This is a genomic window from Streptomyces sp. NPDC002994 (assembly GCF_040611155.1).
GTDB lineage: Bacteria > Actinomycetota > Actinomycetes > Streptomycetales > Streptomycetaceae > Streptomyces.
Map to the genome: position 1 here is coordinate 189,231 of NZ_JBEXNQ010000006.1, position 24,042 is coordinate 213,272.

Consider the following 24,042-nt stretch of genomic DNA (forward strand, 5'->3'; position numbering starts at 1 on the left):
AAGTGAAACCCCCCGCTAAGCGGGAAAGCGGCGGCCGACCCAGCGCCACACCAGCTCCAGGGCGGCCGCCGCCACCGCCGCGACACCCACCGCCGTCCACGGCATGGTCGTACCGACCAGCCGCAGGGCGAAGACCTCCGAGAGCCACGGCACCACGAGAACGAGCACGAAGCCGAGGCTCATCGCGGCGACCAGGCCGACACGCCACCAGGTGTACGGGCGGGCGATGATCGCCAGTACCCAGATCGACACCAGGAAGAGCGTCAGCGTCGCCACGCTCGTCTCGGCGGACAGGGCGTCCGGGCCCCGGTAGTGGCTGCGGGCGAGCAGGTACGTACAGAAGGTCGCGGTCGCGGCGATGATGCCGCCGGGGATCGAGTACCGCATCACCCTGCGGACGAAGTTCGGCTGGGCCCGCTCCTTGTTCGGCGCCAGCGCCAGGAAGAACGCCGGGACGCCGATCGTCAGCGTCGACAGCAGGGTCAAGTGCCGTGGCAGGAACGGGTACTCGACCTGCGAGCAGACCACCAGGATCGCCAGCAGCACCGAGTAGACCGTCTTCGTCAGGAAGAGGGTCGCGACCCGCGTGATGTTGCCGATGACCCGGCGCCCCTCGGCCACCACCGACGGCAGCGTCGCGAAGCTGTTGTTGAGCAGCACGATCTGCGCGACCGCCCGCGTCGCCTCCGACCCCGAGCCCATCGCGACCCCGATGTCGGCGTCCTTGAGCGCGAGTACGTCGTTGACGCCGTCGCCCGTCATCGCGACCGTGTGGCCTTTCGACTGCATCGCCCCGACCATGTCGCGCTTCTGCTGCGGGGTGACCCGGCCGAAGACCGCGTTCTCGTCCAGCGCGTCCGCCATGTCCGCGCGCTCGGCGGGGAGCGTACGGGCGTCTATGGTGTTCGCGGCGCCCGGCATGTCGAGCTTGGCCGCCACCGCGCCGACGGACACCGCGTTGTCGCCGGAGATGACCTTCGTGGCGACGTTCTGCTCGGCGAAGTACTGGAGGGTGTCGGCGGCCTCGGGGCGCAGCCGCTGGTCCAGGACGACCAGGGCGGCCGGGAGCGAGCCGTTCGTGACCTGCGGGTCGTCGAGCGCGCCGGGTTCTTTGGTGACGCGGGTGAGCAGCAGGACGCGCAGGCCCTGCTTGTTGAGCAGGTCGATCTCGTCGAGGTACGGGTCGCCCTCGGGCAGCAGCACATCGGGCGCGCCCAGCAGCCACGAGCTGCTGCCGCCGTCGCCTTCGGTGAAGCTCGCCCCGCTGTACTTGCGGGCGGAGGAGAAGGGCAGCGCCTGCGTACAGCGCCAGGAGTCGGTGTGCGGGTAGGCGTTCCTGATCGCCTGGAGGCTGGCGTTCGGCCGTGGGTCGGACTCGCCGAGGGCGGCGAGCACGGTGTGTACGTACGCCTCGTCGGAGCCGGAGCCGGAGCCGGAGCCGGAGCCGGAGGCCGAGCCGTTCAGCGGTCGTACCTCGGTGACGTCCATGCCGCCCTCGGTGAGCGTGCCCGTCTTGTCGAGGCAGACCACGTCGACCCGCGCGAGGCCTTCGATCGCGGGCAGCTCCTGCACGAGGCACTGCTTGCGGCCGAGCCGGATCACGCCGACCGCGAAGGCGACCGAGGTGAGCAGTACCAGGCCCTCGGGGATCATCGGGACGATGCCGCCGACGGTGCGTGCGATGGAGTCCCTGAGCTCGTTCTGCTTGACGACCAGCTGGCTGATGATCAGGCCGATGGACGTGGGGACCATCAGCCACGTCACGAACTTGAGGATCTGGTTGATGCCGCTGCGCAGCTCGGAGTGGACGAGCGTGAAGCGGGACGCCTCCTCGGCGAGCTGGGTCGCGTACGCCTCGCGGCCGACCTTGGTGGCGGTGAACGCGCCGCCGCCCGCGACGACGAAGCTGCCGGACATCACCTGCTCGCCGCGCTGCTTGAGCACCGGGTCGGCTTCACCGGTGAGGAGTGACTCGTCGACCTCGAGGCTGTCGGTCTCGACGACCTCGCCGTCGACGACGACCTTGTCACCGGGCCCGAGCTCCACCAGGTCGCCGAGGACGATCTCGGAGGTCGACACCTCTGCGGAGACACCGTCGCGGCGCACCTTTGGCCTGGCCTCACCGATAACAGCGAGGCTGTCGAGCGTCTTCTTGGCCCGCAGTTCCTGGACGATGCCGATGGCGGTGTTGGCGACGATGACGAAGCCGAAGAGGCTGTCCTGGATCGGCGCGACGAAGAGCATGATCACCCACAGCACGCCGATGATCGCGTTGAAGCGGGTGAAGACGTTGGACCGGACGATCTCGACGGCGGAGCGCGAGCTGCGCACCGGTACGTCGTTGACCTCACCCCGGGCGACCCGCTCGGCGACCTCGGCGGTGGTGAGCCCGGTGGGCCGGGTCCCCCCGTCGGTTCCGTCGGTCCCGTCGGTATGGATCTCTGCCCGCTGCGTCATGAATTCGACGGTACGACCGGACGGGCTGATTGACCCGTCGAGTGGCGGAAGATCGGACCGGAGTATGACGGAGATGGGCCTGTGGTTGTACGGGCCGTTCCGCTCGGGGGTTACGCGTCCGGGGAGGGCTTTCCGGTCCGGTCCGCCACCTCTGCCGCCTTCGCTGCCGCTGCCGCCTCCGCGCGCTTGATCGCCCGATCGCGTCCGCGCACGTACCAAATGCCGATGAGCCCGAGTCCGGCGCCGGCCAGGCAGGTCCACACCCACCACGACGCGTCCCGGTCGTCGAACCAGCCGTAGAAGGGGAGCTGCACCAGGAAGAGGACGAACCAGAGGATCGTGCCGCCGACGATGGTGGCGACTACGGGCCCTTCAAGGGGCTCGGGTGCCTCGTGCTTGGGGGTCCACTTCGCCATGAGGACAGTGTAGGCGGCACATACCTGGGCGTCGTCGGCCCAGTCGCCCCATGGCTCTACGCGCGGAGATACCGATCTTCCCCCTATGCATTCATACTGAAACGGCTTTGGTATGACCGCTTTTGTTCGTCTGAACGTCCAAGAAAGTCCCAAGAGCATCCAAGGTCGACCACTTCCCTTCTCTCGCATGAGGTCACGCATGTCTCCCTCGGCCACGGCTACGGTCGACGCCCAGCAGCCGCCGTCTCCCTCGGAGCCGCAGAACGGTCTCGACCGCTTCTTCAAGATCTCCGAGCGGGGCTCCACCGTCGCCCGCGAAATCCGGGGCGGTCTCGCGACCTTCTTCGCGATGGCCTACATCATCGTGCTGAACCCGATCATCCTCGGCAGCGCGAAGGACATGTACGGGCACCAGCTCGACGGCGGCCAGCTGGTCACCGCCACCGTGCTGACCGCCGCGTTCTCCACGCTGCTGATGGGCGTCATCGGCAACGTGCCGATCGCCCTCGCCGCCGGCCTCGGCGTCAACACCGTCGTCGCGCTCCAGCTCGCGCCCCGCATGAGCTGGGCCGATGCGATGGGCATGGTCGTACTCGCCGGATTCGTGGTGATGCTGCTCGTCGCGACGGGGCTGCGGGAGCGCGTGATGAGCGCGGTTCCGATCAGCCTGCGCAAGGGCATCGCCATCGGTATCGGCCTCTTCATCATGCTGATCGGCCTGGTCGACTCGGGCTTCGTCTCCCGCATGCCGGACGCCGCGCACACCACCGTCCCGCTCCAGCTCGGCGCCGACGGTCACCTCAACGGCTGGCCGGTGCTGGTCTTCATCGTCGGTGTGCTGCTGACGCTCGCGCTGATCGTCCGCAAGGTGCCGGGCGCGATCCTCATCTCGATCGTCGTCATGACCGTCGTCTCCGTCGTCATCAACGCCGTCGCCGACATCCCCTCCTGGGGGCTGACGACCCCGGAGTGGCCCGGCAACCCCGTAGCCTCCCCGGACTTCGGTCTGGTCGGCCAGGTCAGCCTGTTCGGCGGCTTCGAGAAGGTCGGCCTGCTGACCGGCGTCCTCTTCGTCTTCACCGTGCTGCTGTCCTGCTTCTTCGACGCGATGGGCACGATCCTCGGCGTCAGCGACGAGGCCAAGCTGCTGGACGAGAAGGGCAACCTGCCCGGCGTCAACAAGGTGCTGCTCATCGACGGCATCGCCGTCGCCGCCGGTGGCGCCAGCTCCAGCTCCGCCACCACCTGCTTCGTGGAGTCCACCGCCGGTGTCGGCGAGGGCGCGCGCACGGGTCTGGCGAACGTCGTCACCGGCGGCCTCTTCGCCGTGGGGCTGTTCCTGACGCCGCTGGTCACCATGGTGCCGTCGCAGGCCGCCACGCCGGCCCTGCTGGCGGTCGGCTTCCTGATCCTGTCGGGCTCGGTCAAGGACATCGACTGGAGCGACTACACGCTCGCGATCCCGGCGTTCCTGACCATGGTGATGATGCCGTTCACGTACTCGATCACGAACGGCATCGGCATCGGCTTCGTCGCCTTCTGCGTGCTGCGGCTGGCGGCCGGGCGCGGGCGCGAGGTGCCGGTGGCGATGTACGCGGTGTCGGCGGTCTTCGCCTTCTACTACCTGATGCCGGCGCTGCACCTCACGTGAGTCACGTGAGTCACGTAAGGCCGTAGAACTTCTCTGTTTCGTCGACCGCCGTCTTGAAGCGCTCGTCGAAGTCGTCGCGAATGAGCGTCCGGATCACATAGTCCTGGACGCTCATTCCGCGTTTGGCGGCATGGTCCCGGAGACGGTCGTGCAGCTCACCGTCTATTCGCAGGCTGAGCACTGTCGATCCCATGGGGGACAGCGTCGCGGCCCGGCCCCCGGCAGCGCGTCACTTTCCGGAGTGATCTCACTCGTACGGGTGACGGGCCGTTCCGGCTGGTCTTTAGTGTGGGTAATGAGTTACGCTAAATACATGCCTGACCTGTCGCACGCCGGCAACGCTGCCGCTGTGAACTCCCTGCGCTCGGCCGTCATGCGGCTGGGCCGGCGCCTGAAGCATCAGCGCGTCGACGAATCGCTGAGCCCGACCGAGATGTCGGTGCTCGGCACCCTCGCCCGATGCGGCTCGGCCACCCCCGGTGAGCTGGCCCGCAAGGAGCATGTGCAGCCGCCCTCGATGACCCGCATCGTGGCGCTGCTCGAAGCCAAGGGACTGGTCAGGCTGGAGCCGCATCCCGACGACCGCCGGCAGAAGGTGGTCAGCCAGACCGAGACCGCCGAGGCGATGCTCGAAGAGAGCCGCCGCAAGCGGAACGCCTGGCTGGCCGACCTCGCGAGCGGTCTGGACGAGGACGAATGGGCGAAGCTGCGCGCTGCCGCCCCCGTTCTGGAGAAGCTCGCGCACCTCTGACGCATACCTCTGACCCCGCGCGCCGCCAAGGAGGCGAACCCACTTTGAGTACGGGATCCGGAGCAGACTCCGCCCCCGCACCGAACACCCACCTCAACAAGAACAACAAGCACGACAAGAACAACACGCACAACAAGAACGGGACGGGCATGTTCTCGTCCCTGAAGATCCGCAATTACCGGCTCTTCGCCACCGGCGCCGTCGTGTCCAACACGGGCACGTGGATGTCGCGCATCACCCAGGACTGGCTGGTCCTCGACCTCACCGGGTCGGCGGCGGCCGTCGGCATCACGACGGCCCTCCAGTTCCTTCCGATGCTGCTCTTCGGCCTGTACGGCGGTGTCATCGCCGACCGGTACCCCAAGCGAACCCTGCTGCTCTTCAGCCAGGCCGCCCTGGGCCTGTGCGGCGTAGCCCTGGCGGCGCTCACCCTCTCCGGCCACGTTCAGGTCTGGCACGTCTACCTGATCGCCTTCCTGCTCGGCATGGTCACGGTCGTGGACAACCCGGCCCGCCAGTCCTTCGTGTCCGAGATGGTCGGCCCCGACCAGCTGCGCAACGCGGTCAGCCTCAACTCGGCGAACTTCCAGTCCGCCCGCCTGATCGGCCCCGCCGTCGCGGGTGTCCTGATCACGACGATCGGCAGCGGCTGGGCGTTCATGCTCAACGGCCTGTCCTTCCTCGCCCCGCTCGCGGGTCTGCTGCTGATGCGCCAGAGCGAGATGCACAAGGTCGAGAGAGTCCCGCGCGGCAAGGGCCAGCTGCGGGAGGGCCTGCGATACGTCAAGGGCCGCCCCGAGCTGATGTGGCCGATCGTCCTGGTCGGCTTCGTCGGCACCTTCGGCTTCAACTTCCCGATCTGGCTCAGCGCCTTCGCCGACGGCGTCTTCCACGGCGGAGCCGGGCTGTACTCCGTCTTCAACATCCTGATGGCGGCCGGCTCGCTGGTCGGAGCCCTGCTCTCCGCCCGCCGCCGCTCCTCGCGGCTGCGGATGCTGGTCGCCGCGGCGATGGCCTTCGGCCTGCTCCAGATCGCGGCGTCGTTCTCGCCCGTCCTGTGGCTGTTCGCGCTGCTGCTGGTGCCGATCGGCATGCTCGGCCTGACGGTCAACATCACCGCCAATACGAGCGTCCAGATGGCGACCGACCCGGCGATGCGGGGCCGCGTGATGAGCCTCTACATGATGGTCTTCGCCGGCGGTACGCCGGTGGGCGCGCCCCTCCTGGGCTGGGTCACCGACACCTACGGCGCCCGCGTCGGCTTCGCGACGGGCGGCGTGATCTCGCTGCTGGCGGGCGTGGGAGTGGCGGTCGTACTGGCGCGCCTCGGAGGCCTGCGCCTGAAGCTGGACCTGCGCCGGGGCCACCAGCACGTGGCGTTCGTCGCGAAGGTCCCGGTCCAGCGGGAGGACGACACCGCCGTACGCCCGAAGGAGCTCGCGACGGTGGCGTGACGCGGTCGATGTGACGCGATGATCACGGCCCGGGCGGCGTGCGCTCGGGCCCCGTCGTACGTCGTCGCACGTTGCTCAGGATTCGGCCCACTCGCGCAGGTCGCGCGCGAGTGCACGTACACCTGGCATGCCGGGAGCCACCTGGGAGAGCAGTGCCGTCGCTCTGGCGGGGTCCGGCTTGAGGCGCACGCCGTTGGCTTCGAGGAAGCCGACGGCCGCGTACCACCCGAACCTCAGGTTCGAGTGCTCGAGCGGGCCCAGCAACGCGAGGGTCTGGAGGAGCACGGCTGCCTTGCCCGTCAGGGTCTGGTAGCACTCGATGCCACCCACGGCGGCCGACGGGCGCGCTACGGCGGTGACCAGCGCGCCGTAATCGTCCACCTGAGGGTCTCCGGGGATGCTCTCCGCGATGTGGAGCAGCTGTGCGAGCTCCGGGTGATGGATCACACGCGCTCCTCGGCGGCGTCCGCGTGAGGCCGGTCGGCGTCCCACTTGGCGTCGGCCTCGGCGAGAACGTCGTGGTACACGTGGATGGTCTCCTTGACCGCTGCCATGTACCGCTGGTGGAAGCCTTCTCGCTGGAGGGTCGAGACGACGTAGTCCTGCACGGACATGTCGCGAGCCGCAGCCTGCTCCTTGACCGACGCGAGGGTGTCACTGTCTATGCGCACGCTGAGCATCCTGGTAGCCATGCGGCCATGTTTGCATGCTGTCTGCGCAGGTGAAAGTGGAACGGCACCTTCGAGTGGGCGGGGACCGCAGTCGATCACCCAGTGCCGGAAAATGGTCGTATGAGACTCTTCGCCGCCGTACTGCCCCCCGAAAAGGCCCTCGACGAGCTCGGCCTCGCCGTCGACCGACTGCACACTCTCCCCGGCACGGACGGACTCCGCTGGACGGGCCGCGACGGCTGGCACTTCACGCTCGCCTTCCTCGGGGAGGTGGACGAAGAGCTCCTCCCCGTCATCGAGGAACGCTTCGGCCGCGCCGCCGCCCGCCAGGCCCCCTTCCCCCTGCGCATCCACGGCGGCGGCCACTTCGGCCGGCGCGCCTTGTGGGCCGGCGCGGCAGGCGGCATCGACGAGATGCGGCTGCTCGCCGACCGCGCGGACGCGGCGGCGCGGCGGGCCGGGGTGGCGATGGAGGAGCACCGGGCGTACAAGGCGCACCTGACGATCGCCCGCGGCCGCACCGGCTTCGACACCGACCTGCGGCCGTACGTCGAGGCGCTGGACACCTTCGAGGGCGGCCCGTGGACGGTGGGTGAGCTCGCTCTCATGCGCAGCAACCCGCCGGTGGCCGGCGTGCCGGGCGCGCAGCCGCGGTACGAGGCGGTGCGGATCTGGCCGCTGGGGCGCTGAGGCGCTGGCGTGCTGAGGCGGTGACGCGGGGTGGGGGAGGGGGAGGAGTGGGCGCGGTGTCCGGTTACGCTCGATGCGTGGACCCGAAAAGCAGAAACCAGATCATGGCCGGTGTACTCGTGCTGATGTTTGTCGTCGTCGCCGTGGCGGCCGCGTTCGGCGGCTAGCCGCGCAAGCCGCGCCGGCTGCGGCCGCCACGGCGACGTAACAGGCGGCATGCCTACCAGGCGAACGCCTCAGGAGACGGTCCCGGCCCCGGGAAGATCTCGTCCAGCGACGCCAGCACCTCCTCCGTCAGCTCCAGCTCGACCGCGCGCAGCGCCGATTCCAGCTGCTCGGCGGTACGCGGCCCGACGATCGGCCCCGTGACACCCGGCCGGGTGAGCAGCCAGGCCAGGGCCGCTTCGCCGGGCTCAAGACCGTGCTTGGCCAGCAGGTCCTCGTAGGCCTGCACCTGCGCGCGGACGGTCGTGTTCGCGAGCGCGTCCGCCGACCGCCCGGACGCGGAGCGGGCCGCCCCGCCCTCGCGCTCCTTGCGCAGTACGCCGCCGAGCAGCCCGCCGTGCAGCGGCGACCACGGGACGACCCCGAGGCCATACTCCTGCGCGGCCGGAATGACCTCCATCTCGGCGCGCCGCTCGGCCAGGTTGTAGAGGCACTGCTCGCTGACCAGCCCGTACGACCCGAGCCGCCGCGCGGTCTCGTTGGCGCGGGCGATGTGCCAGCCGGCGAAGTTCGACGAACCGGCATAAAGGATCTTGCCCTGCTGGACGAGTACGTCGACGGCCTGCCAGATCTCCTCGAACGGCGTGTGCCGGTCGACGTGGTGGAACTGGTAGAGGTCGATGTAGTCGGTCTTCAGCCGCTTGAGGCTGGCGTCGACGGACCGGCGGATGTTGAGGGCGGAGAGGCGGTCGTGGTTGGGCCAGGGTGGCGTGCCGTCCAGTGACATGTTGGCGTAGACCTTGGTGGCGAGGACCGTCTTGTCCCGCCGGTCGCCGCCCTTCGCGAACCAGGAGCCGATGATCTCCTCGGTACGTCCCTTGTTGGCGCCCCAACCGTAGGCGTTGGCGGTGTCGAAGAAGTTGACGCCCGCCGCGAGGGCGGCGTCCATGATGGTGTGGCTGTCGGCCTCGCTGGTCTGGGGCCCGAAGTTCATCGTGCCGAGGACGAGGCGGCTGACCTTGAGTCCTGTGCGTCCGAGCTGCGTGTACTTCATGGGGGACAAGCCAACGCCTTCGAGCGCGCTCGAAGCAAGGGCATCTAGGGGTCGTGTACGGGGCGTGTACCTATCAGGTAGCTGAAGTCAGCGGCCACGAAGCGACTTTGGGCGGATCCGCCGGTGCGGGCGCGCCGTGCCACGGCCACCGCCCTGCTCGCCTCGCTCGCTTTAGCTCCGCTCGGGGCGGCTCGAATTGGCCCGTGGCGCTGTTCGGTGGGGTGGTGGGGGGGGTCTGCGACGGACGGCGGGTGGGGGGAGATCTTTCTTCCTCGCGGAGCCGCTCAGGCGGCTGGCTGCGCTGTCCGTCCATACGGTCTGACCTGGGCTTTTGTGCCACGCAGGCCTACGATTTCCCCATCGGGAAAGGGGAGCCGGATGGACCGGAACATACGCACCGTGGACGACGTACTGACCCTCCTGGACGGCCTGTTCGCGCGGGAGGCCGACCGCTGGACGGCCGACGCGGCGGAGTGGTGGGACGGCTTCTACGCGGACCGCGACAAGCCGGTGCCGTTCTTCGTGGCGAAGCCGGACGAGAACCTGGTTTCGTACGCCGAGCGAGGTCTGATCACCCCGGGCCGCGGCCGCGGCCGTGGCCGCGCACTGGACTTGGGCTGCGGGCCGGGCCGGAACGCCCTCCACCTGGCCTCGCTGGGCTGGGAGGTGGACGCGATCGACCTGTCCCCGGCGGCCATCGCCTGGGCCGAGGACCGCGCCAGGGAGGCGGGGGCGAAGGTCCGGTTCCGGTGCGCCGACGCCTTCGCGCTCACGGACGGCGACCTGGCCGAACTGGGCGGCCCGTACGACCTCATCTACGATTCCGGCTGCTTCCACCACCTGCCGCCGCACCGCCGCATCAGCTACCTGGCCTTTCTCGACCGGGCGCTGGCGCCGGGCGGGCACTTCGCCCTCACCTGCTTCGCGGCGGGCGAGGCGGGCGAGGCGGGCATGGGCTCGGAAGTCCCGGACGCGGACTTTTACCGCGAGTCCAGGCTGCACGGCGGCCTCGCGTACACGGCGGAGTCGCTGCGGTGGATCTTCTCCGACGACGGCCTGACGGAGATCGAACTGCGCCGCATGCGCGACGAACCGGCCGAGTCGTCGGCCTTCGGCGAACCCTTCCTCTGGACGGCGCTGTTCCGACGGAAGGCTTAGAACTGGCTGCCCCGCCAGGTCCTGGCGGGGCAGCGGTGTGGTGAGATCAGCCGCAGGAGCCGCTGATCCAGCGGTGCGACTTGAGCATGTACGTCCCGGCCAGGTTGCCCCGCTGGCCCTGAGGCGTGCAGCCCATGCGGGTGTTGTAGTTGCGCCACTGGTAGTAGGCGACACCGCTGGCTGAGCTGGTGCCCCGGTTCCACACCGACTTCACGTTCGTGGTCTGTGACCAGGAGCAACGAATGGAGCCTTGCGTCCAGTCCTCGTCGGCGACGCTCCAGGAACACTTGGAACCGGTGCCGCTGGCCCCCGTGTAGAAGCAGACGTTCCCGCTGGCGCACGCCCCCCACGCCTGCTCGTCGGCCGGCGCGGCGGATGCCACGGGGACGGCTACGGTGGCGAGGAGGGCGGCTGTGCCGAGTCCGGCCAGCGCCGTACGGATTTTGGGCATGATGCAGTACTTCCTCTCCCTCAAGGGATTTCCCCCGTCGCCCGGGTCAATGAGCGACGCGCCCACGCTAAGGAGGCGGGCGCGGGAGGCCAAGAGCACCAATCGGCCACAATGTGCGGGCGATTAGCGGACGTTGCGGTACGTCGCTACGAAGGCCGACCAGGTGGTGGGGGAGAGGGTGAGGGCGGGGCGGGTGGTGTCTTTGGAGTCGCGGACGTGGATGGTGTGGGGGCAGGCGGCGACCTCGACGCAGGCTCCGCCCTGGTCGCCGCTGTAGCTGGACTTGGTCCAGGAGACGGCGATCTCGACGCATTCGCCCTCTTCGCCGCTGTAGCTGCTCTTGAACCAGTTGAGGTGTGAGCTCATAGTTCCTGTGCCACCTGTTCGATCAATTTCGCGGACTCTTCGGGCGTCAGGGCGTGCGCCCGCAGAATGCCATATTTGCCGAACAGGTTGCCTAGGTCAGGCTGTTCGCTGACGAAGTAGCCGCCCCTATGTCCTTCGATGTAGGCGAGTCGACGGCGTTCGGCTGTCTCCAGCAGGATCATTGGACCCATGAGCCCGGCATGTGTCTGCCGGTTGTGAGGCATGACCTGAATCTCGACGTAACGGAGTCGACCGATGTCGACGATGGCGTGCAGCTGCTCTTTGAGGACCGAGGGGCCGCCGAGCGGACGGGTCAACGTGCTCTCCTCGATCACAAAGCCCAGGTTTGGCATGGGCTTGCGGTGAAACAGTTGCTTACGCTCCAGTCGCGCTGCTACTCGCTTCTCGATCTCCTCGTCGTCCAGCGACGGGAAGTAGTTGCAGTTGAAGACTGCCCGTGCGTACGCCTCGGTCTGGAGCAACCCTGGGACCACATGGTCTTGGTACGAGTGGACGGACGACGCCCTCTGCTCCTCAGCCAAGTAATCCTCTGTCCACGGCGGGATGCCGCTGTCGTCGAACTCCTTCTCAGCGACGACCAGTAGTGCACCTTGTGCACCCAGTACCTCGTCTGCTTTGGCGACGAAGTTGCCTCTGGGCGGGCGCTCTCCTCGTTCCACCATGGCTACTTGTGACTTGGAGAATCCGACGTGACCGGCCAGCGCGTCCTGTGACATGCCGACTCGGCCGCGATGGAAACGCAACAGTGCGCCGAAGGACTTTGAGCCGCGTTCACCTTTGTGCACAGCATCCTCCCCGTGTGCACAGACGTGCACGGTCTTCGTATGGTGCTGGTCACATTCAACTCGCACCCGCAATCGTCTGTTTCATGAACAGAGAAACTGCGCCCTCATGGGTGCCCGCGTCCGGACATGCCCTGCGACATGCCGGAATCCACTTCGACGCGGTCCGTATCGAGGGGATCCTGGGGGAGCAGGCGGCGTACGAACTGCTCCAGTTCACGGACTTCCAGGCCGGGCCGATCGTCCGTGAGGACACCGGCGCGCGGAACATGTACTTCCTGTTGCCACCGCAAACTGCCGCCGCCTACCGCTGGCCGGCAGGCGTACGCGCGCTGAGCCGTAACGCGGGGTGCGCGGCGTTCGTAGGCGTACCGGCGCTGGATGGGGCCACCTGGCCGCTGGGGTGGCAATCGCGGCCGACGGCGGAAGTGCCGTTCGTGGACGGCGGGTTGTTGCACGAAATGGTCGAGCGGGCGGTTCGTGCTGTACGGTGACCGCGTCATCACGCTCCGTTATGGGGAGCGAGCGGTCCCCGGCGGTGCTTACGACACCGGCCGAGGACCTACACACCGACTGGATGAAAGGTATCCACCGGGATGCTTCGGCATGCTATCGCGCCCTCGCGCGACTACCTCAAGGCTCCGCACGCGATCGTGCGGCATTCACGCCTCAACAACGACGCGAAAATGCTCCTGCTGTACGTCCTCGGGCTGCCCGAGAGCAGGTGCGCCAAGCCCCTCGGCGAGCACGCCACCCGGCTGGGGATCAAGCCACGGGCGTACCAGAAGGCCAAGGCGCTGCTGGTCGAGTGCGGGTTTCTGCGGGAGCGGAAGTGGCAGAACGAGCGCGGGCGTTGGGTCACTGAACAGACGCTGACGAACGACGTTATGGCGTCACCGAGTGTGCGGATTCCGGCGGTCGGTGATTCGACCGTTCGGGTGGCCGTCGGCTCTCCTACGGAAGATGAAGAACAAGAGAAGAAGAACACTCCCCACCCACCACCCGAAGGCGAGCGGCTCGAACCGCTCGAACCGCTCACCGGGGAACTCGCGGAGGCGGAGCGCGTGTTGCTGTCGCTGCGTCGCGTCGACCGGAGCCTGCATCTGGGCGTACGGGAAGCCAGGGGACTGGCGGAGATGGCGGTCGAGTGGCTGAGGCGTGGGGTTTCGCCGGGGGAGCTGCGGCAGGCGCTGAGTGCGGGACTGCCGCCGAACGGCGTGAGGTCGGTGGTCGGCTTCCTGCGGCACCGGCTGGTGCAGAAGCTGCCCGAGGTGCCGTCTCTCGCCCGCATCCTCGCCACGGCGGAAGTGCCACCGGACCGGATCCGGGGTGATGTGGTGCTGTGCGCGGGGCCGGGCGACGACCACGCGTTCCGGCCGATGGGGGCGGAGACGGAGTGCGGGGAGTGCCGAAGGGCGGCGGCGGCCAAAGCGGCGGGTTTCGACCTCCAGGCGCTGCACGCCGCGACCGCACTGCCGCCATGGCGGGAACGGATCACGGAGGCCACCGCAGCCATGCCATGAGGGAGGGCGGGTCCCGGGGCTTCGATTGCTTCTGGTGGTGGGGCCGCCCTTTCGGGAGTGTGGCGGTTCCGGGGCGGGTGTAAAGGGCGCTCCTGCGTCGCGTCGCCTGCGGCGATTACGCTCCGCTCCACCCTTGACACCCACCCCTCCACCGCTGGTTCTTTACGGGGGGCGGCCCCCGGGGGCGGGCCCGGCGCAAGCTGATCTGCTGGCTCGGCTATCGCTGCCGAGTGGCGGGTGCGTGGATGGGGCGCGGAAGGTTGAGGGGGTGGTGCGGCCCCTGGCTCGGCGGGTGCGGCGACGGCCGCTGGTGCGACACCCCCATTCCGGACGCACACGACCACCCACGCCGGTGGACGGTTGGTGTGTCCGGTCGACCTGCGGCCTCATGCCTGCGCGCGGGAGGGGCGCGACAGTTCAATGGGGCGGCTCCGGCCGGTTCGGCGTCCACCCCCACCGGTGATCAGCCGAACCACAAGCGCGTTGCTGATGTGAGCGGGTGGAGGGGCGCTCAGTAGCAAGTGGTCCTGTCGACGCGGTCGGCCGGGGGCGGAATGCGACGAACCCAACAGAAGACGAACCTGAGCACCCCTTATGCGGCATTTCCTCCGGTATGGCAAGACTCGGTTGGCGTCACATGCTGGGTTAGGACTTGTCCGGGCGATCTCTGAGGCGACGGTGCCTGACGCGTGAATCTCGCTGTCGAAGGGCTTGTCAAGTGAGGTAGAAGGGCGGCATGGAGACCACAATTCTTCAGCAGCTGAACAAAGCTGTCGATCCCCTTGTTGTGCACCACGGATACTCCAACTACATGCGCGACTACGAGGTCATCATCAATGTGGGGTTTGCCACCCATAACGGCGTGGCGCCGACCTACCTGCGGTATCTCTTCCGGTACTGCGTCGAGGCTCGATGCGAGACGTTCCTGCCCGCGGAGACCTGGCGGGCTTCCTTGGACGACCGTCTCCTCAACCACGAAACCGCTGACCCCGACCTCGGCGGTTACGTGTGGGGCGTGAAGTTTCATGAGCTGTACGGAGCTGAGCTTCGTCCCGAGTCGGAGGCTGCCCGCCGCTGGACGAAGGCTGTCGGGATCAACTTCCATGAGGTTCACATTGAGACCAACGCGCACGACCTGACCTTGCTCTTCTCGGACCTTCAGGTAAGTGAGGTCCCGGTCGGATACGCACCCTTCATCGCGGACTGAGGATCAGAGTTCGTATGATCTTGTGACTCGCGTGTCTCCGGCTCGTTCCGCCTGTCATGGGGCGGGGTGATCTGAGTGATGCGGAGTGGGAACGGCTGCGGTACGAGCGGGTCACTGATCCGCTCGTACTCCTTGCGGATGTACGCCTTCAGAGACGGGTTCGCTTCGAGCACCATCAGGACGTAGTCACGCAATGCACGGTGCCAGGGCTCATCGCCCAAGTCCCGGAACTTCTCCGTGAGTTGCTCCGGGGTCGCGTGGTCTTTGTAAGGCATGGACGGCATTCTCGCAGCGAACAGGCGGGAGGCAGTGGCCCGGCTGCGACCGCCAGGCAGCGTTCCAGCCCGACCACAGAGGGACATCTCCGCCAGCGGCGAGGCGTTGTCAGTGGCCGAGGGCACACTGGCGGCATGAGCTCCTCCTCGTCCAACGCAGCCGATACGGTCCACGCCCCTCCTGTCTGGGTGGAGTCGATGGGCGGCCCTCTGATCGTCATCCCCGTCTCCGCGCTGGACGCATGGCGCGGGGGCACGGAGAACGGGGTGTTCGCGGGGGACGCGACGGCGGCGGACGATTACGACCGGGCCTGTGCTGTGGACGATCTAGCCGGTGTGATCACCGTTGGTGAGAGCGGTGCGCAGGCGTTGGTGTTGGGTGACGAGCCCGCTAACAGCTGCTATCTGCCCGAGCATCGGGCCTTCCTCCGCTGGCTTGCGGCCGACTCCGAGGCTGGGCTGAAGGCCGCGGCCGAGGCCGTTCTCGCGGATCCCGCCACCGAGTGGGAGGAGTGCGGCACATGGGTGACGGACGGCCCGGCCGTGCTCATGGACTCCGCCGAGGCAGGTGCCGAACTGAACGTCGAGTACCCCGGTGGCGGGTTGCCCGCGCAGGCACCGGTTTCACTGCCCGCCGGCCGCTGGAGGGTCCGCGCCGTCCACACCGAGGCGAACGAGGAGAACTGGGTCGGCCTGGTCCAGATCCTGCACTGGTCCTCCATCGGCCGTGACCAGGGCCGCCCCGGAGGGGACAGCTAGTGACCAGCCGTTACGGGGAACCTTAGGCAGCGTCATCTTCCGACCGCGCCCAGGCCAATTGCGCTTCGCTCAGCGAGGGCGTGAACCCCTCGCAGAACCTCAGCATCAGCGGCTGCGGCCACATGTTCTCAAGGCCGTGATCTTCACAGCGCAGGGCGATGAGGTGTGGGCCTTCCCCACAGGCCTCGTGCGAGTAGTAACGGTCATGGGCCTGGCAGAAGTATCGGTACGCCGAGCAGTCGTCCTCATCGGTCGCCTCGTAGAAGTCTGGATCACGGACGATCTCCGTCAACGGCTCCTGCCGGTTGAACCGGGGGATGGGCCGAGGGTCACGCCACAACAGTCGTGGAGGCAGCATGCTCCCATTCTTCATCAGGCTGAACCGAGCCGAACCGCAGCCGGTGCGCGGAGTTGGGCCCCCATGGCCGCGAGTTCCGGAACCCCTTAGCGGTTACGGGCGTCTTCTCGTGAGAAGGCGATCACTGGGCGTAAACGGGGGTAGGGCTGTGGCGATCACACTGGCCGAGGAAATCATGCTGCTGTCTCTGGACGACGAGTCCGGGTCGGCGAAGCAACGGCAAGCCGCTGGGTGGGCAGTTTCAGGAGGGATCCTGCTGGAACTGGTCCTGGCCGGACGGGTATCCGTTGCAGATAAGTACCTCGAACTGACAGACACGAAGCCGACCGGGGAGCAACTGCTCGACAGCCGGACGGCACTGATCGAGACCTGGCTGCGCGGGCGCAAGAAGCGACGGGTGACGGAGTGGCTCGCGAAGGACCAAACGAAGGCCGTCGGTGCGGCTCTGGAGAGCTTGTGCGAGCGCGGAGTGGTCGGGGAGGAGAAGCGCAAGACACTCGGAGTGTTCCCGATACGCCGCTATCCCGAGGCCGATGGCGCCGTCGAGGCTGAGTTGCGGGAACGGCTCCGTGCCGTCGTACTGGGCGGCGCCGAGCCCGACACACGGACGGCGGGCCTGATCGCGCTGATCCACTCCGCCAAGCTGCACCGCCTGGCCTTTCCCGACAGCCCGCGCAAGCAGGTCACCACGCGGATGGCGGAGGTGGCCGCCGGGCAATGGGCGGCCGAGAGCGTCCGCGCTGCTATCCGCGACATGCAGGCAGCGATGGTCGCGGTCACCCTGGTAACGGCCGCCACGGTCGGGAGTTAGACCACGAACCAGTGCCCATACGATGGCGGTGTCCGTGAAGTGAGGATCGTGCATACCCTCACCGGAAGGAACCGACGGTGAACCCCCACACGTACGCCACCCTCTACGGGCCACGGCAGCCGGCACAGCAACTTCGCAAGGGGCGACCCGTCGTCGCTGTGCTGGCAAGCGTCCTTTGGGCGGTCACTTTTGCGTCGCTGGCCTGGCTGATGTGTCTCATGAGCCTGGCGGCCGGTGCACACGTCGGGAGCTTCCTTCTGCGATGTGCCCTGACCGTCACCGGCTCTGCTGCCGCACTTGTCGCTGTGTTTTTCGCACCCGGCATCCGCCGGCTGTCTACGGCGAGCCGCCTGCTTCTCGTGGGCGCCCTGGCATGCCCGGTCCCCACAGTGCTCGCGACCTGTACGTGGTTCCAGACCGGCTGACCCCCGTCCATGCAACCGAAAAGCGCGGAATGGTGCCTTCGGCGGTCAGCGCGAGCCATTCAACTGGGTCCGCTTGCACCGTTGATGCCGTTGGTATGGCGGGCGCGACGAACCCGGAAGAAGGCGATGGTTGATCGCATTTCAACGGTCCGTATGGGCTTGGGAGTGCGACTAATCCGGCGGATGTCGGTTCCCGACGCCCCGCCAGTCCCACCCGCCCCGGCCGACCTCGGTTGGGGCGGCTTCTGTGGGCTTCCACCCCTTCAACGGTCCGTTGCGGGCGGGGGAACGCGACTAACTCAACACTTGATGAATCCCATTGCCCCTCCAACCTCACTAGTCCCTGCCGTATCGCTTCCAGCTATCAGTGGAGCGTTTCCACCCGTAGGCGGGAAGGGTGGTGAGACTGAACGGACGACGGTTGGGGCGGCCGGTGGGGCAGGTGCCGCTGGGGTGGCGGGCCATCGGAGTGGCCGGGGGGAGCTCGGTTGGCGGCCCCACCCTCGTCGCTGGCGGGGGCTCGGTCGCCTCAGCCGACGGATCGTGGCCCTTGAGCGCTATTAACCCGGCACTTGATGAGCCTCAACGCCACTCCAGCCCCACCTGCCTCAGTTGTATCGCTTCCCGCCCTCACGGGCGCGTTTCAACCCACACCCGTGGCTCGGACGCCATCACCACCCACCCACACCAGCAACGTGCTTGCGGTCCAACCGGCCACTGGCCGGGGTGGACGCCACACCTGCCCGAGTCACCCCATTCAACTCATGCGCCCCGCCTGCGGACCGGCCAGTCCGCAGGTCGACCGGACACGCCAATCGGCCGCCGTCGTGGGTGGTCGTGTGCGTCCGGGATGGGGGTGTCACACCAACGGCCGTTCCCGCAGTCGCTGAGTCTGGGGCCGCACCGTCCCCTAGACGTGGTGCGCCCCACTCACCGAGCCCGCCACTCGGCAGTGATAGTCGAGCCAGCAGATCAGCTTGCGCCGGGCCCGCCCCCGGGGGCCGCCCCCCGTAAAGAACCAGCGGTGGAGGGGTGGGTGTCAAGGGTGGAGCGGAGCGTAATCGCCGCAGGCGACGCGACGCAGGAGCGCCCTTTACACCCGGCCCGGAACCGCGAAACTCCCGAAAAGGGCGGCCCCACCAGCAGAAGCAACCCAACGCCCCCGGATACGCAAGGCGACCGCGCTACGCCCCGCTCAACAAACCAGCGGGCGCGCAGGCGTACCGCCCTCCCAACCCCCACCCCCCGTACATCGCGTCCGCGAAAGCCGCCGCCAGTTTGTGTTCGCCCGTCGGGCCCGGGTGCGTGCCGTCGTACGTGTCCTGGTGGATGTCGTACGTCGGGTGAGGTGCCGCCAGCAGCAGCGGGGACGTGCCGGGCGCGTCCAGATTCGCTACCGCCTTCGTCAGAAGCTCGTTGAAGCGGTCGCACTCCGCCGCGAACGGGGCGTCGGACTCCGCCCGGACGTTGGGAATCACCGGGTGGATCACCATCCGCACCCCCGGATTGGCCGCGCGCGCCTCCGCTATGAAGCGTTCCGCGTTGTCGGCGGTCTGGGCCGCGTCCGTGTAGAAGCCGAGGTCTATCAGGCCCAGCGAGACCAGCAACACGTCCGCCTTCGTCGACGCGACCGTCTCCCCTATCAACGGCGCCATGTGCAGCCAGCCTTCCCCCCACCCCGACAGGTGGCGGCGGGCGTGCGCCGGAAAGGCCGGGTCGGCGTACTCGTACGACAGCGGTGCGTTCGCGAAAGTGTCGTACAGCTCAGTGCGGGGGCCGACGATCTGGAAGGGGCCGCCGTACGACGTCACCAGGTGCTGCCACATGCGATAGCGCCACGTGAAGTCGCCGGCGCGCCCGATGGTCATGGAGTCGCCGACGAACAGGAAGCGCATTGCGCCATCATCCCGGATCACCGCCGTGGCCTGCGACGTGATGATGAACACTTGGGGCCATGCGCCTGCTCTCGTACCGCCTGCTCTCGTACCGCCTGCTCTCGTACCGCCCGCTCGCGTACGTCGTCGCCCCCAGTGCCGCCGCTGCCGTTCTCCTCCTCGCGGCGGCCGGTACCGCCACCGCCACCGCCGACGACGGCTTCACGATCAAGGACCCACGGATCACCGAGTCCAGTGGCCTGGCCGCCAGCCGCATCCACCCCGGCATCTACTGGACGCACAACGACAGCGACGACGGCGCGTTCATCTACGCAGTGGACTCCAAGAGCGGCGATACGGTCGCGACCCTCACCATGCGCGGGGTCGGCGCGCCGCGCGACGTCGAAGCGATCTCCATCGGGCCCGACGGGAACGTGTACGTCGGTGACATCGGCGACAACCTCGACGGCAGTTGGAGCCACGTGTGGATCTACCGCTTCCCCGAGCCCAAGCGGCTCACCAACGCGACGGTCGACGCTGCCCAGTTCACCGTCAAGTACGCCGACGGGCCCCGCAACGCCGAAGCGCTGATGGTGCATCCCAAGACCGGCCGCGTCTACATCGCCAGCAAGAACGAGGACGGCGGCGGGTTGTACGAGGGGCCCGCCCGGCTGTCGGCCGGCGGCACGAACGTCTTCCGGCGGGTGGGCAAGGTGCCCTGGGTGACGGACGGGGCGTTCTCGCCGGACGGGAAGGAGCTGGTGCTGCGCTCCTACTTCAGCGCCCGTGCGTACGACTGGAAGGACAGCGGGCGGCTCGGGGCCGACCGGGGGGTGGGCGCGCCGTTCCAGGGGCAGGCCGAGTCGGTGACGTACACGGCCGACGGCACGGCCATGATGTTCGGCTCGGAGGGCGTCGGGAGTGACGTCGAGCGGGTGGAGGTCAAGGGGAAGAAGGAGTCCGGAGCCAAGTCGCCGTCGGGGGAAGGGGGGAGTTCCGATGACGGCGAAAGGGGCGGTGGCGGTGGCGGTGGCCGTGGTGGGGATGGTGACGGTGCTGGTAGCGGCGACGTCACTCTTGGGGTCGTTGTGCTCGGTGGTGTGATTGCCGCGTTTGTCGGGCTCAGGCGGCTGCTGCGGCGGCGGTCATAGGTGGTGGCGTAACGCAGCGTGACCGTTCGACGTGCGGGGGTGACCATGCCCTGTTTCGCTGAAGGGGACCCGCTCTTCCTACCGTCAAGGAGTGACGATGAGCGTTACAGGCGATTCCCGTGGCCGCGTGGAGCAGATGCGCCAGAAGGCCGACCAGCTGAGGGAGGCCGCGGAGCGCGCGACCGATCCGCAGGAACGGCAGAAGCTGATCGACAAGGCCGACCGGCTGCGGGATCAGAGCCAGCAGGAGGGCAAGATGAGCGGCGGCGGTCAGCAGGGGTACCTGCCTGAGTAGTCGTACGGTCTCGGTCGTATGACCGGCATCATCACGAGCCGATGGCCTTCCGTCCCGCGAAAGCGGGCCGGGGGGCCATCGGTTTTTTTGTACTCGTGCAGTCCACAGTCCTGGCTACGGACGGATCGTCCGACTTCTCGCCCTGGATTGTGCACAGTGGCGCACGACCCGCCGCACCGTCGCCCCTAGCCTCACCGGAACAGCACCAGCACCTACGAGGGGCGGTATCGGTGAACTGGCTCATCCACGACTACCGCGAGAGCGATCTCGCCGCAGTGGTCCACCTGATCGACACCACGGCCGAGCTCGGGCAGGAGTCCGTCTTCTCGCTCGCCGAGTGCATCGGTGCGCTCACCTCACGGCAGCCCGCCGTCGTCGCCGTGCACCAGGGCGTTCCCATCGGCGCGGCGCTCGCGTGCGTGGCCGGCGAGCGTGCCTGGGTGATGCGTATCGCGATCTCCTCGGCGTGGCGCGGCCGGGGCCTGGCGAGCGCGCTCCTCGTGGAGCTGGAGCGGCGGCTCGTCGCCGCCCGGGTGGGGCGTATCGCGTACGTACTGCCCGAAGAGGATCTGCTCGGCGAGGGGCTGCTCAACGCGGGATACACGCGCCAGCCCGCCGTGGCGTACTTCGAGAAGGTCGAGCCGCTCCACGGGCCGTCCGCCAGCCTCCTGGAGGATCTCGGCGGGCGCTTCCTGCCCAGCGACCTCTGGGCCAAGGTGGCTGGCATGGAGGCGGAGAAGGACCTGATCGAGCGGCGCGTCGTACTGCCGCTCGCGCAGCCGGAGCGAGCCGCCCGGCACGGGGTCCGGCCGCCGCGCGCCGTTGCGCTTTTCGGGCCTCCCGGGACCGGCAAAACGACGTTCGCGAGAGGCATCGCTTCCAAGCTCGGGTGGCCGTTCGTCGAGCTGCTGCCGTCGCGGCTGGCCGACGAGGGCAATCTGGCGGCGGCGCTGCGCGACGCGTTCGCCCGTATCGCCGAGCTTGAGCGGGTGCTCGTCTTCATCGACGAGGTGGAGGAGATCGCGCCCGTACGGACCGAGCCTGCGCAGCCCGGCGGTATGCACGGCGTGACCAATGAGCTGCTCAAGCTCATACCGGGCTTCCGGGAGGGCGACGAGCGGCTGCTGGTGTGCGCCACCAACTCCATCCGGTCGCTCGATCCCGCGTTCCTGCGGCCCGGCAGGTTCGATTACCTGATCCCGATCGGTACGCCCGACACGGCGGCGCGGGCGGCGATCTGGGCCCGTTACACGGACGGCCGGGCGGATGTGGACGTGGCGCGGCTGGTGGGGGCGAGCGAGCTGTTCACGCCCGCCGACATCGAGCACGCGGCCCGTATCGCCGCACAGGCCGCGTTCGAGCGCGATCTGGAGGAGATCGGAGCCGGTACGGGCGATCCGCGCGCGCTCGGCGCGAGTACGGACGACTATCTGGCGGCCATCGCGCAGTGCCGGCCGACGGTGACGCCCGCGATGATCGACCAGTTCGACGCGGACATCACGGCTCACGCACGGTTCTGATTGGCGGCTCCGCGTGCGTCGGCAGCCCTTGGTGACAAAATGGGACCGGACGGCTCGGGGATGCTCACGTCACGTGGGAGGCCACGATCATGGCGTCGCACAGCGCACAAACCCCTTCCTCTTCGCCTTCCCCTTTCGCCTCTCATCCGGAACCCGCCCCGCACCGCGACCTGTGGCCAGGGATCGCCGGGCTGGTGGCCGGAGGGCTGCTGATCGCCGGGCACATCCTGTGGATGCGTACTCCGGACACGAGCGGGCGGGGCGCGATCAGGAATGTCGTGAACTTCTACTCGAAGGACAGCAATCAGGTGCTGGCGGAAACGTCGGCCCTGATGCTGCTGGCCGCGGGTCTGCTGTTCATGTTCTTCCTCGTCGCCCTGTCTCGCCTGGCGGGCAACCGCTCGCACCTCGTGCTGGTGGGCGGCATCGTGTTCACCGTTTCGCTGATGGTTTCGGCGATCGCCGGGAACATGTTCGCGATCACGGCGAACAGCTCCGATGTGTTCCGTGTCGGCCCCGAGACGGCGCTCATCGCGATCCTGCTCCTGGATCTGGCGTACGGCGCGACGATCGCGGCGATGGTGGGCGCGGCGGTGCTGCTGTTCGCGGTGTGGCGCGTGGCGCGTGAGTCGCGGGCCGTGCCGGGGTGGCTCGGGTGGTTCGGGTTCGTGGTGGCGGTGCTGTCGCTGGGCGCGCCGTTCAGCGCCTGGGCCACGCCTGTGCTGTTGGGGCTCTGGGTTCTGGCGGCGGGTGTGGTGCTGATCTTGAACGCGCGGGTGGCGCAGCGGGACGAGGGGCAGAGCGAGCCGGCCGTGGCGCCCGGCACGCCCTGACTGACGGCGGGGCGACTGACGGCGGGGCCCCCGTCGCCCGTCAGGTCAGCTTCTCTCGGCGCCCTCCGCGCCCTCCGCGCCCTCCGCGCGTGCCGCGCGTTCCGCAACCAAGGTCTCGAAGCCGGCGATCAGTCGGCGCAGGCCGAAATCGAAGTGGTCGAAGTCGGTGGAGAACGAGTCCTCGGCGAGTGCCGCCATCAGCGGGAACTCGCCGCTCGCCATGGCCCTTTCGAGGTACGGCCGCTGGCCTTCCCAGAAGTCTTCGTGACTCAGCCCCGTCTCCTTGGCCGCCTCCGCGGACTGGGCCTCCATGCGGGCGATTCCGATGACGAAGCTCTGCACCGTGATGATCACGGAGATCAGTTCGGCGTCCCGTAGCCCCATGCCCTTGATCGCCGCCAGCGACACTTCGAGGCCGCGCACGGCGCTCGGGCCGAGGACCGTACGCGCCTGGTTGATCTTGAGCAGCCACGGGTGGCGCCGCAGGAGATCGAGGTGCGTGCGGGCCATGGACTCGACCGCCGTCCGCCAGTCCACCGGCTCTCGGGCGTCGACGGAGTCGAGCGGCTCGCCCTGTACGCGGTCGAGCATCAGGTCGAGCAGCTCGGCCTTCCCCGGTACGTAGCGGTACAGCGACATGGTGCCGGTCCCGAGGTCGGCGGACAGGCGGCGCATCGATACGGCGTCCATGCCCTCGGCGTCCGCGATCGCTACGGCAGCCGCGACGATGCGGTCCAGCGTCAGGCCGGGCTTGGGGCCGCGGCTGGGGCGGTCGCCCGTACCCCAGAGGAGTTCGAGGCTGCGGCCGATGTCGCCGCTGCCGCTGCTCGTTTCGCCGGTCCCGGTCGTCTTCTTCATGGGGTCACCCTAATCTTCTGGACAGGAACTGAGTACGGTGTACTCTCATCAGAGTACGCCGTACTC

The 24,042-nt window shown here is 68.3% G+C and carries 26 protein-coding genes; 14 read left to right on the top strand and 12 right to left on the bottom strand.

What is annotated here, in order from left to right:
- Window positions 1–15: 15 nt before the first annotated feature.
- Both ABZX79_RS09975 and ABZX79_RS09980 read right to left on the bottom strand, forming a co-directional pair.
- Window positions 16–2,457 (bottom strand): HAD-IC family P-type ATPase, encoded by a 2,442-nt coding sequence (locus ABZX79_RS09975; RefSeq protein ID WP_355254051.1) that lies wholly within the window; start codon window positions 2,455–2,457, stop codon window positions 16–18.
- 110 nt (window positions 2,458–2,567) lie between these two features.
- The gene (locus ABZX79_RS09980) at window positions 2,568–2,873 is read right to left on the bottom strand and encodes a DUF2530 domain-containing protein (RefSeq protein WP_355254053.1); all 306 of its coding nucleotides are present in this window, start codon (window positions 2,871–2,873) and stop codon (window positions 2,568–2,570) included.
- Window positions 2,874–3,072: 199 nt separating this feature from the next.
- On the opposite strand from ABZX79_RS09980, the gene ABZX79_RS09985 reads away from it, so the two are divergent.
- Window positions 3,073–4,524 (top strand): NCS2 family permease, encoded by a 1,452-nt coding sequence (locus tag ABZX79_RS09985; RefSeq protein WP_355254055.1) that lies wholly within the window; start codon window positions 3,073–3,075, stop codon window positions 4,522–4,524.
- Between the two features lie 10 nt (window positions 4,525–4,534).
- Here the strand turns inward: ABZX79_RS09985 and ABZX79_RS09990 are convergent, their stop codons facing one another.
- Entirely contained in the window at window positions 4,535–4,717 is a 183-nt protein-coding gene (locus ABZX79_RS09990; RefSeq protein ID WP_355254057.1) for a toxin-antitoxin system HicB family antitoxin, read from the bottom strand.
- Window positions 4,718–4,837: 120 nt separating this feature from the next.
- Here ABZX79_RS09990 and ABZX79_RS09995 point away from each other — a divergent pair, with 120 nt between their 5' ends.
- Together ABZX79_RS09995 and ABZX79_RS10000 are read left to right on the top strand one after the other, a co-directional pair.
- A complete protein-coding gene (locus ABZX79_RS09995) occupies window positions 4,838–5,275 on the top strand; it encodes a MarR family transcriptional regulator (protein WP_355254059.1) in 438 nt (145 codons plus the stop codon).
- A 44-nt stretch (window positions 5,276–5,319) separates the two neighbouring features.
- Window positions 5,320–6,729: an MFS transporter gene (locus ABZX79_RS10000; RefSeq protein WP_355254061.1), complete on the top strand. Its 1,410-nt coding sequence runs from the start codon at window positions 5,320–5,322 to the stop codon at window positions 6,727–6,729.
- A 75-nt stretch (window positions 6,730–6,804) separates the two neighbouring features.
- On the opposite strand, the gene ABZX79_RS10005 is transcribed toward ABZX79_RS10000, so the two are convergent.
- Window positions 6,805–7,176 (bottom strand): fic family toxin-antitoxin system, toxin component, encoded by a 372-nt coding sequence (locus ABZX79_RS10005; RefSeq protein ID WP_355254063.1) that lies wholly within the window; start codon window positions 7,174–7,176, stop codon window positions 6,805–6,807.
- Window positions 7,173–7,421 (bottom strand): ribbon-helix-helix protein, CopG family, encoded by a 249-nt coding sequence (locus ABZX79_RS10010; RefSeq protein ID WP_355254065.1) that lies wholly within the window; start codon window positions 7,419–7,421, stop codon window positions 7,173–7,175. Before ABZX79_RS10010 ends, ABZX79_RS10005 begins: the two co-directional genes overlap by 4 nt.
- A 99-nt stretch (window positions 7,422–7,520) precedes the next feature.
- On the opposite strand from ABZX79_RS10010, the gene thpR reads away from it, so the two are divergent.
- The gene (gene thpR, locus ABZX79_RS10015) at window positions 7,521–8,090 is read left to right on the top strand and encodes an RNA 2',3'-cyclic phosphodiesterase (RefSeq protein ID WP_355254067.1); all 570 of its coding nucleotides are present in this window, start codon (window positions 7,521–7,523) and stop codon (window positions 8,088–8,090) included.
- A 220-nt stretch (window positions 8,091–8,310) separates the two neighbouring features.
- Here thpR and ABZX79_RS10020 read toward each other — a convergent pair whose 3' ends face one another.
- Window positions 8,311–9,309, bottom strand: a complete 999-nt coding sequence (locus ABZX79_RS10020; RefSeq protein ID WP_355254069.1) for an aldo/keto reductase — start codon at window positions 9,307–9,309, stop codon at window positions 8,311–8,313.
- A 378-nt stretch (window positions 9,310–9,687) separates the two neighbouring features.
- Here ABZX79_RS10020 and ABZX79_RS10025 point away from each other — a divergent pair, with 378 nt between their 5' ends.
- A complete protein-coding gene (locus ABZX79_RS10025) occupies window positions 9,688–10,467 on the top strand; it encodes a methyltransferase domain-containing protein (RefSeq protein WP_355254071.1) in 780 nt (259 codons plus the stop codon).
- A 46-nt stretch (window positions 10,468–10,513) separates the two neighbouring features.
- Here ABZX79_RS10025 and ABZX79_RS10030 read toward each other — a convergent pair whose 3' ends face one another.
- The 3 genes from ABZX79_RS10030 to ABZX79_RS10040 all read right to left on the bottom strand — a co-directional run bounded on the left by ABZX79_RS10030 (window position 10,514) and on the right by ABZX79_RS10040 (window position 12,090).
- Complete coding sequence (locus ABZX79_RS10030; protein WP_355254073.1) at window positions 10,514–10,918, bottom strand: peptidase inhibitor family I36 protein; 405 nt, start codon at window positions 10,916–10,918, stop codon at window positions 10,514–10,516.
- Between the two features lie 123 nt (window positions 10,919–11,041).
- Window positions 11,042–11,284 carry a DUF397 domain-containing protein gene (locus ABZX79_RS10035; protein WP_355254075.1) on the bottom strand — a complete coding sequence of 81 codons (243 nt, stop codon included), beginning with the start codon at window positions 11,282–11,284 and terminating at the stop codon, window positions 11,042–11,044.
- Window positions 11,281–12,090 (bottom strand): helix-turn-helix transcriptional regulator, encoded by an 810-nt coding sequence (locus ABZX79_RS10040; protein ID WP_355254077.1) that lies wholly within the window; start codon window positions 12,088–12,090, stop codon window positions 11,281–11,283. Before ABZX79_RS10040 ends, ABZX79_RS10035 begins: the two co-directional genes overlap by 4 nt.
- 83 nt (window positions 12,091–12,173) lie before the next feature.
- Between ABZX79_RS10040 and ABZX79_RS10045 the strand changes: the two genes are divergently transcribed.
- The 4 genes from ABZX79_RS10045 (at window position 12,174) to ABZX79_RS10060 (ending at window position 15,851) form a co-directional block, all read left to right on the top strand.
- Window positions 12,174–12,581, top strand: a complete 408-nt coding sequence (locus ABZX79_RS10045) for a hypothetical protein (RefSeq protein WP_355254079.1) — start codon at window positions 12,174–12,176, stop codon at window positions 12,579–12,581.
- 102 nt (window positions 12,582–12,683) lie between these two features.
- Window positions 12,684–13,610 carry a hypothetical protein gene (locus tag ABZX79_RS10050; protein WP_355254081.1) on the top strand — a complete coding sequence of 309 codons (927 nt, stop codon included), beginning with the start codon at window positions 12,684–12,686 and terminating at the stop codon, window positions 13,608–13,610.
- A 736-nt stretch (window positions 13,611–14,346) separates the two neighbouring features.
- Window positions 14,347–14,817, top strand: a complete 471-nt coding sequence (locus ABZX79_RS10055) for a hypothetical protein (RefSeq protein ID WP_355254083.1) — start codon at window positions 14,347–14,349, stop codon at window positions 14,815–14,817.
- A gap of 410 nt (window positions 14,818–15,227) precedes the next feature.
- Window positions 15,228–15,851, top strand: a complete 624-nt coding sequence (locus ABZX79_RS10060) for an immunity 21 family protein (protein ID WP_355254085.1) — start codon at window positions 15,228–15,230, stop codon at window positions 15,849–15,851.
- A 22-nt stretch (window positions 15,852–15,873) separates the two neighbouring features.
- Here ABZX79_RS10060 and ABZX79_RS10065 read toward each other — a convergent pair whose 3' ends face one another.
- Window positions 15,874–16,143 carry a hypothetical protein gene (locus tag ABZX79_RS10065; RefSeq protein ID WP_355254087.1) on the bottom strand — a complete coding sequence of 90 codons (270 nt, stop codon included), beginning with the start codon at window positions 16,141–16,143 and terminating at the stop codon, window positions 15,874–15,876.
- Window positions 16,144–16,357: 214 nt separating this feature from the next.
- On the opposite strand from ABZX79_RS10065, the gene ABZX79_RS10070 reads away from it, so the two are divergent.
- The gene (locus ABZX79_RS10070; protein ID WP_355254089.1) at window positions 16,358–17,020 is read left to right on the top strand and encodes a GPP34 family phosphoprotein; all 663 of its coding nucleotides are present in this window, start codon (window positions 16,358–16,360) and stop codon (window positions 17,018–17,020) included.
- A 1,609-nt stretch (window positions 17,021–18,629) separates the two neighbouring features.
- Here ABZX79_RS10070 and ABZX79_RS10075 read toward each other — a convergent pair.
- Complete coding sequence (locus ABZX79_RS10075) at window positions 18,630–19,340, bottom strand: GDSL-type esterase/lipase family protein (protein WP_355254091.1); 711 nt, start codon at window positions 19,338–19,340, stop codon at window positions 18,630–18,632.
- 59 nt (window positions 19,341–19,399) lie between these two features.
- Here ABZX79_RS10075 and ABZX79_RS10080 point away from each other — a divergent pair, with 59 nt between their 5' ends.
- The 4 genes from ABZX79_RS10080 to ABZX79_RS10095 all read left to right on the top strand — a co-directional run bounded on the left by ABZX79_RS10080 (window position 19,400) and on the right by ABZX79_RS10095 (window position 23,118).
- Window positions 19,400–20,470, top strand: coding sequence for a WD40 repeat domain-containing protein (locus ABZX79_RS10080; protein ID WP_355254093.1), 1,071 nt, complete (start codon window positions 19,400–19,402; stop codon window positions 20,468–20,470).
- A 97-nt stretch (window positions 20,471–20,567) separates the two neighbouring features.
- Window positions 20,568–20,765, top strand: coding sequence for a DUF6381 family protein (locus ABZX79_RS10085; RefSeq protein WP_355254095.1), 198 nt, complete (start codon window positions 20,568–20,570; stop codon window positions 20,763–20,765).
- A gap of 230 nt (window positions 20,766–20,995) precedes the next feature.
- Entirely contained in the window at window positions 20,996–22,285 is a 1,290-nt protein-coding gene (locus ABZX79_RS10090) for a bifunctional GNAT family N-acetyltransferase/ATP-binding protein (protein ID WP_355254097.1), read from the top strand.
- Window positions 22,286–22,479: 194 nt separating this feature from the next.
- Complete coding sequence (locus tag ABZX79_RS10095; RefSeq protein WP_355254099.1) at window positions 22,480–23,118, top strand: hypothetical protein; 639 nt, start codon at window positions 22,480–22,482, stop codon at window positions 23,116–23,118.
- Between the two features lie 45 nt (window positions 23,119–23,163).
- On the opposite strand, the gene ABZX79_RS10100 is transcribed toward ABZX79_RS10095, so the two are convergent.
- Window positions 23,164–23,976, bottom strand: coding sequence for a TetR/AcrR family transcriptional regulator C-terminal domain-containing protein (locus ABZX79_RS10100; RefSeq protein ID WP_355254101.1), 813 nt, complete (start codon window positions 23,974–23,976; stop codon window positions 23,164–23,166).
- Window positions 23,977–24,042: the final 66 nt, after the last annotated feature.

Excerpts from the sequence above, each read along its gene's own strand:
- ABZX79_RS09975 (WP_355254051.1), bottom strand. The coding sequence starts at position 2,457 with ATGACGCAGCGGGCAGAGATCCATACCGACGGGACCGACGGAACCGAC.
- ABZX79_RS09980 (WP_355254053.1), bottom strand. The coding sequence starts at position 2,873 with ATGGCGAAGTGGACCCCCAAGCACGAGGCACCCGAGCCCCTTGAAGGG.
- ABZX79_RS09985 (WP_355254055.1), top strand. The coding sequence starts at position 3,073 with ATGTCTCCCTCGGCCACGGCTACGGTCGACGCCCAGCAGCCGCCGTCT.
- ABZX79_RS09990 (WP_355254057.1), bottom strand. The coding sequence starts at position 4,717 with ATGGGATCGACAGTGCTCAGCCTGCGAATAGACGGTGAGCTGCACGAC.
- ABZX79_RS09995 (WP_355254059.1), top strand. The coding sequence starts at position 4,838 with ATGCCTGACCTGTCGCACGCCGGCAACGCTGCCGCTGTGAACTCCCTG.
- ABZX79_RS10010 (WP_355254065.1), bottom strand. The coding sequence starts at position 7,421 with ATGGCTACCAGGATGCTCAGCGTGCGCATAGACAGTGACACCCTCGCG.
- thpR (WP_355254067.1), top strand. The coding sequence starts at position 7,521 with ATGAGACTCTTCGCCGCCGTACTGCCCCCCGAAAAGGCCCTCGACGAG.
- ABZX79_RS10020 (WP_355254069.1), bottom strand. The coding sequence starts at position 9,309 with ATGAAGTACACGCAGCTCGGACGCACAGGACTCAAGGTCAGCCGCCTC.
- ABZX79_RS10025 (WP_355254071.1), top strand. The coding sequence starts at position 9,688 with ATGGACCGGAACATACGCACCGTGGACGACGTACTGACCCTCCTGGAC.
- ABZX79_RS10030 (WP_355254073.1), bottom strand. The coding sequence starts at position 10,918 with ATGCCCAAAATCCGTACGGCGCTGGCCGGACTCGGCACAGCCGCCCTC.
- ABZX79_RS10035 (WP_355254075.1), bottom strand. The coding sequence starts at position 11,284 with ATGAGCTCACACCTCAACTGGTTCAAGAGCAGCTACAGCGGCGAAGAG.
- ABZX79_RS10045 (WP_355254079.1), top strand. The coding sequence starts at position 12,174 with ATGAACAGAGAAACTGCGCCCTCATGGGTGCCCGCGTCCGGACATGCC.
- ABZX79_RS10050 (WP_355254081.1), top strand. The coding sequence starts at position 12,684 with ATGCTTCGGCATGCTATCGCGCCCTCGCGCGACTACCTCAAGGCTCCG.
- ABZX79_RS10055 (WP_355254083.1), top strand. The coding sequence starts at position 14,347 with ATGGAGACCACAATTCTTCAGCAGCTGAACAAAGCTGTCGATCCCCTT.
- ABZX79_RS10060 (WP_355254085.1), top strand. The coding sequence starts at position 15,228 with ATGAGCTCCTCCTCGTCCAACGCAGCCGATACGGTCCACGCCCCTCCT.
- ABZX79_RS10075 (WP_355254091.1), bottom strand. The coding sequence starts at position 19,340 with ATGCGCTTCCTGTTCGTCGGCGACTCCATGACCATCGGGCGCGCCGGC.
- ABZX79_RS10080 (WP_355254093.1), top strand. The coding sequence starts at position 19,400 with ATGCGCCTGCTCTCGTACCGCCTGCTCTCGTACCGCCTGCTCTCGTAC.
- ABZX79_RS10085 (WP_355254095.1), top strand. The coding sequence starts at position 20,568 with ATGAGCGTTACAGGCGATTCCCGTGGCCGCGTGGAGCAGATGCGCCAG.
- ABZX79_RS10100 (WP_355254101.1), bottom strand. The coding sequence starts at position 23,976 with ATGAAGAAGACGACCGGGACCGGCGAAACGAGCAGCGGCAGCGGCGAC.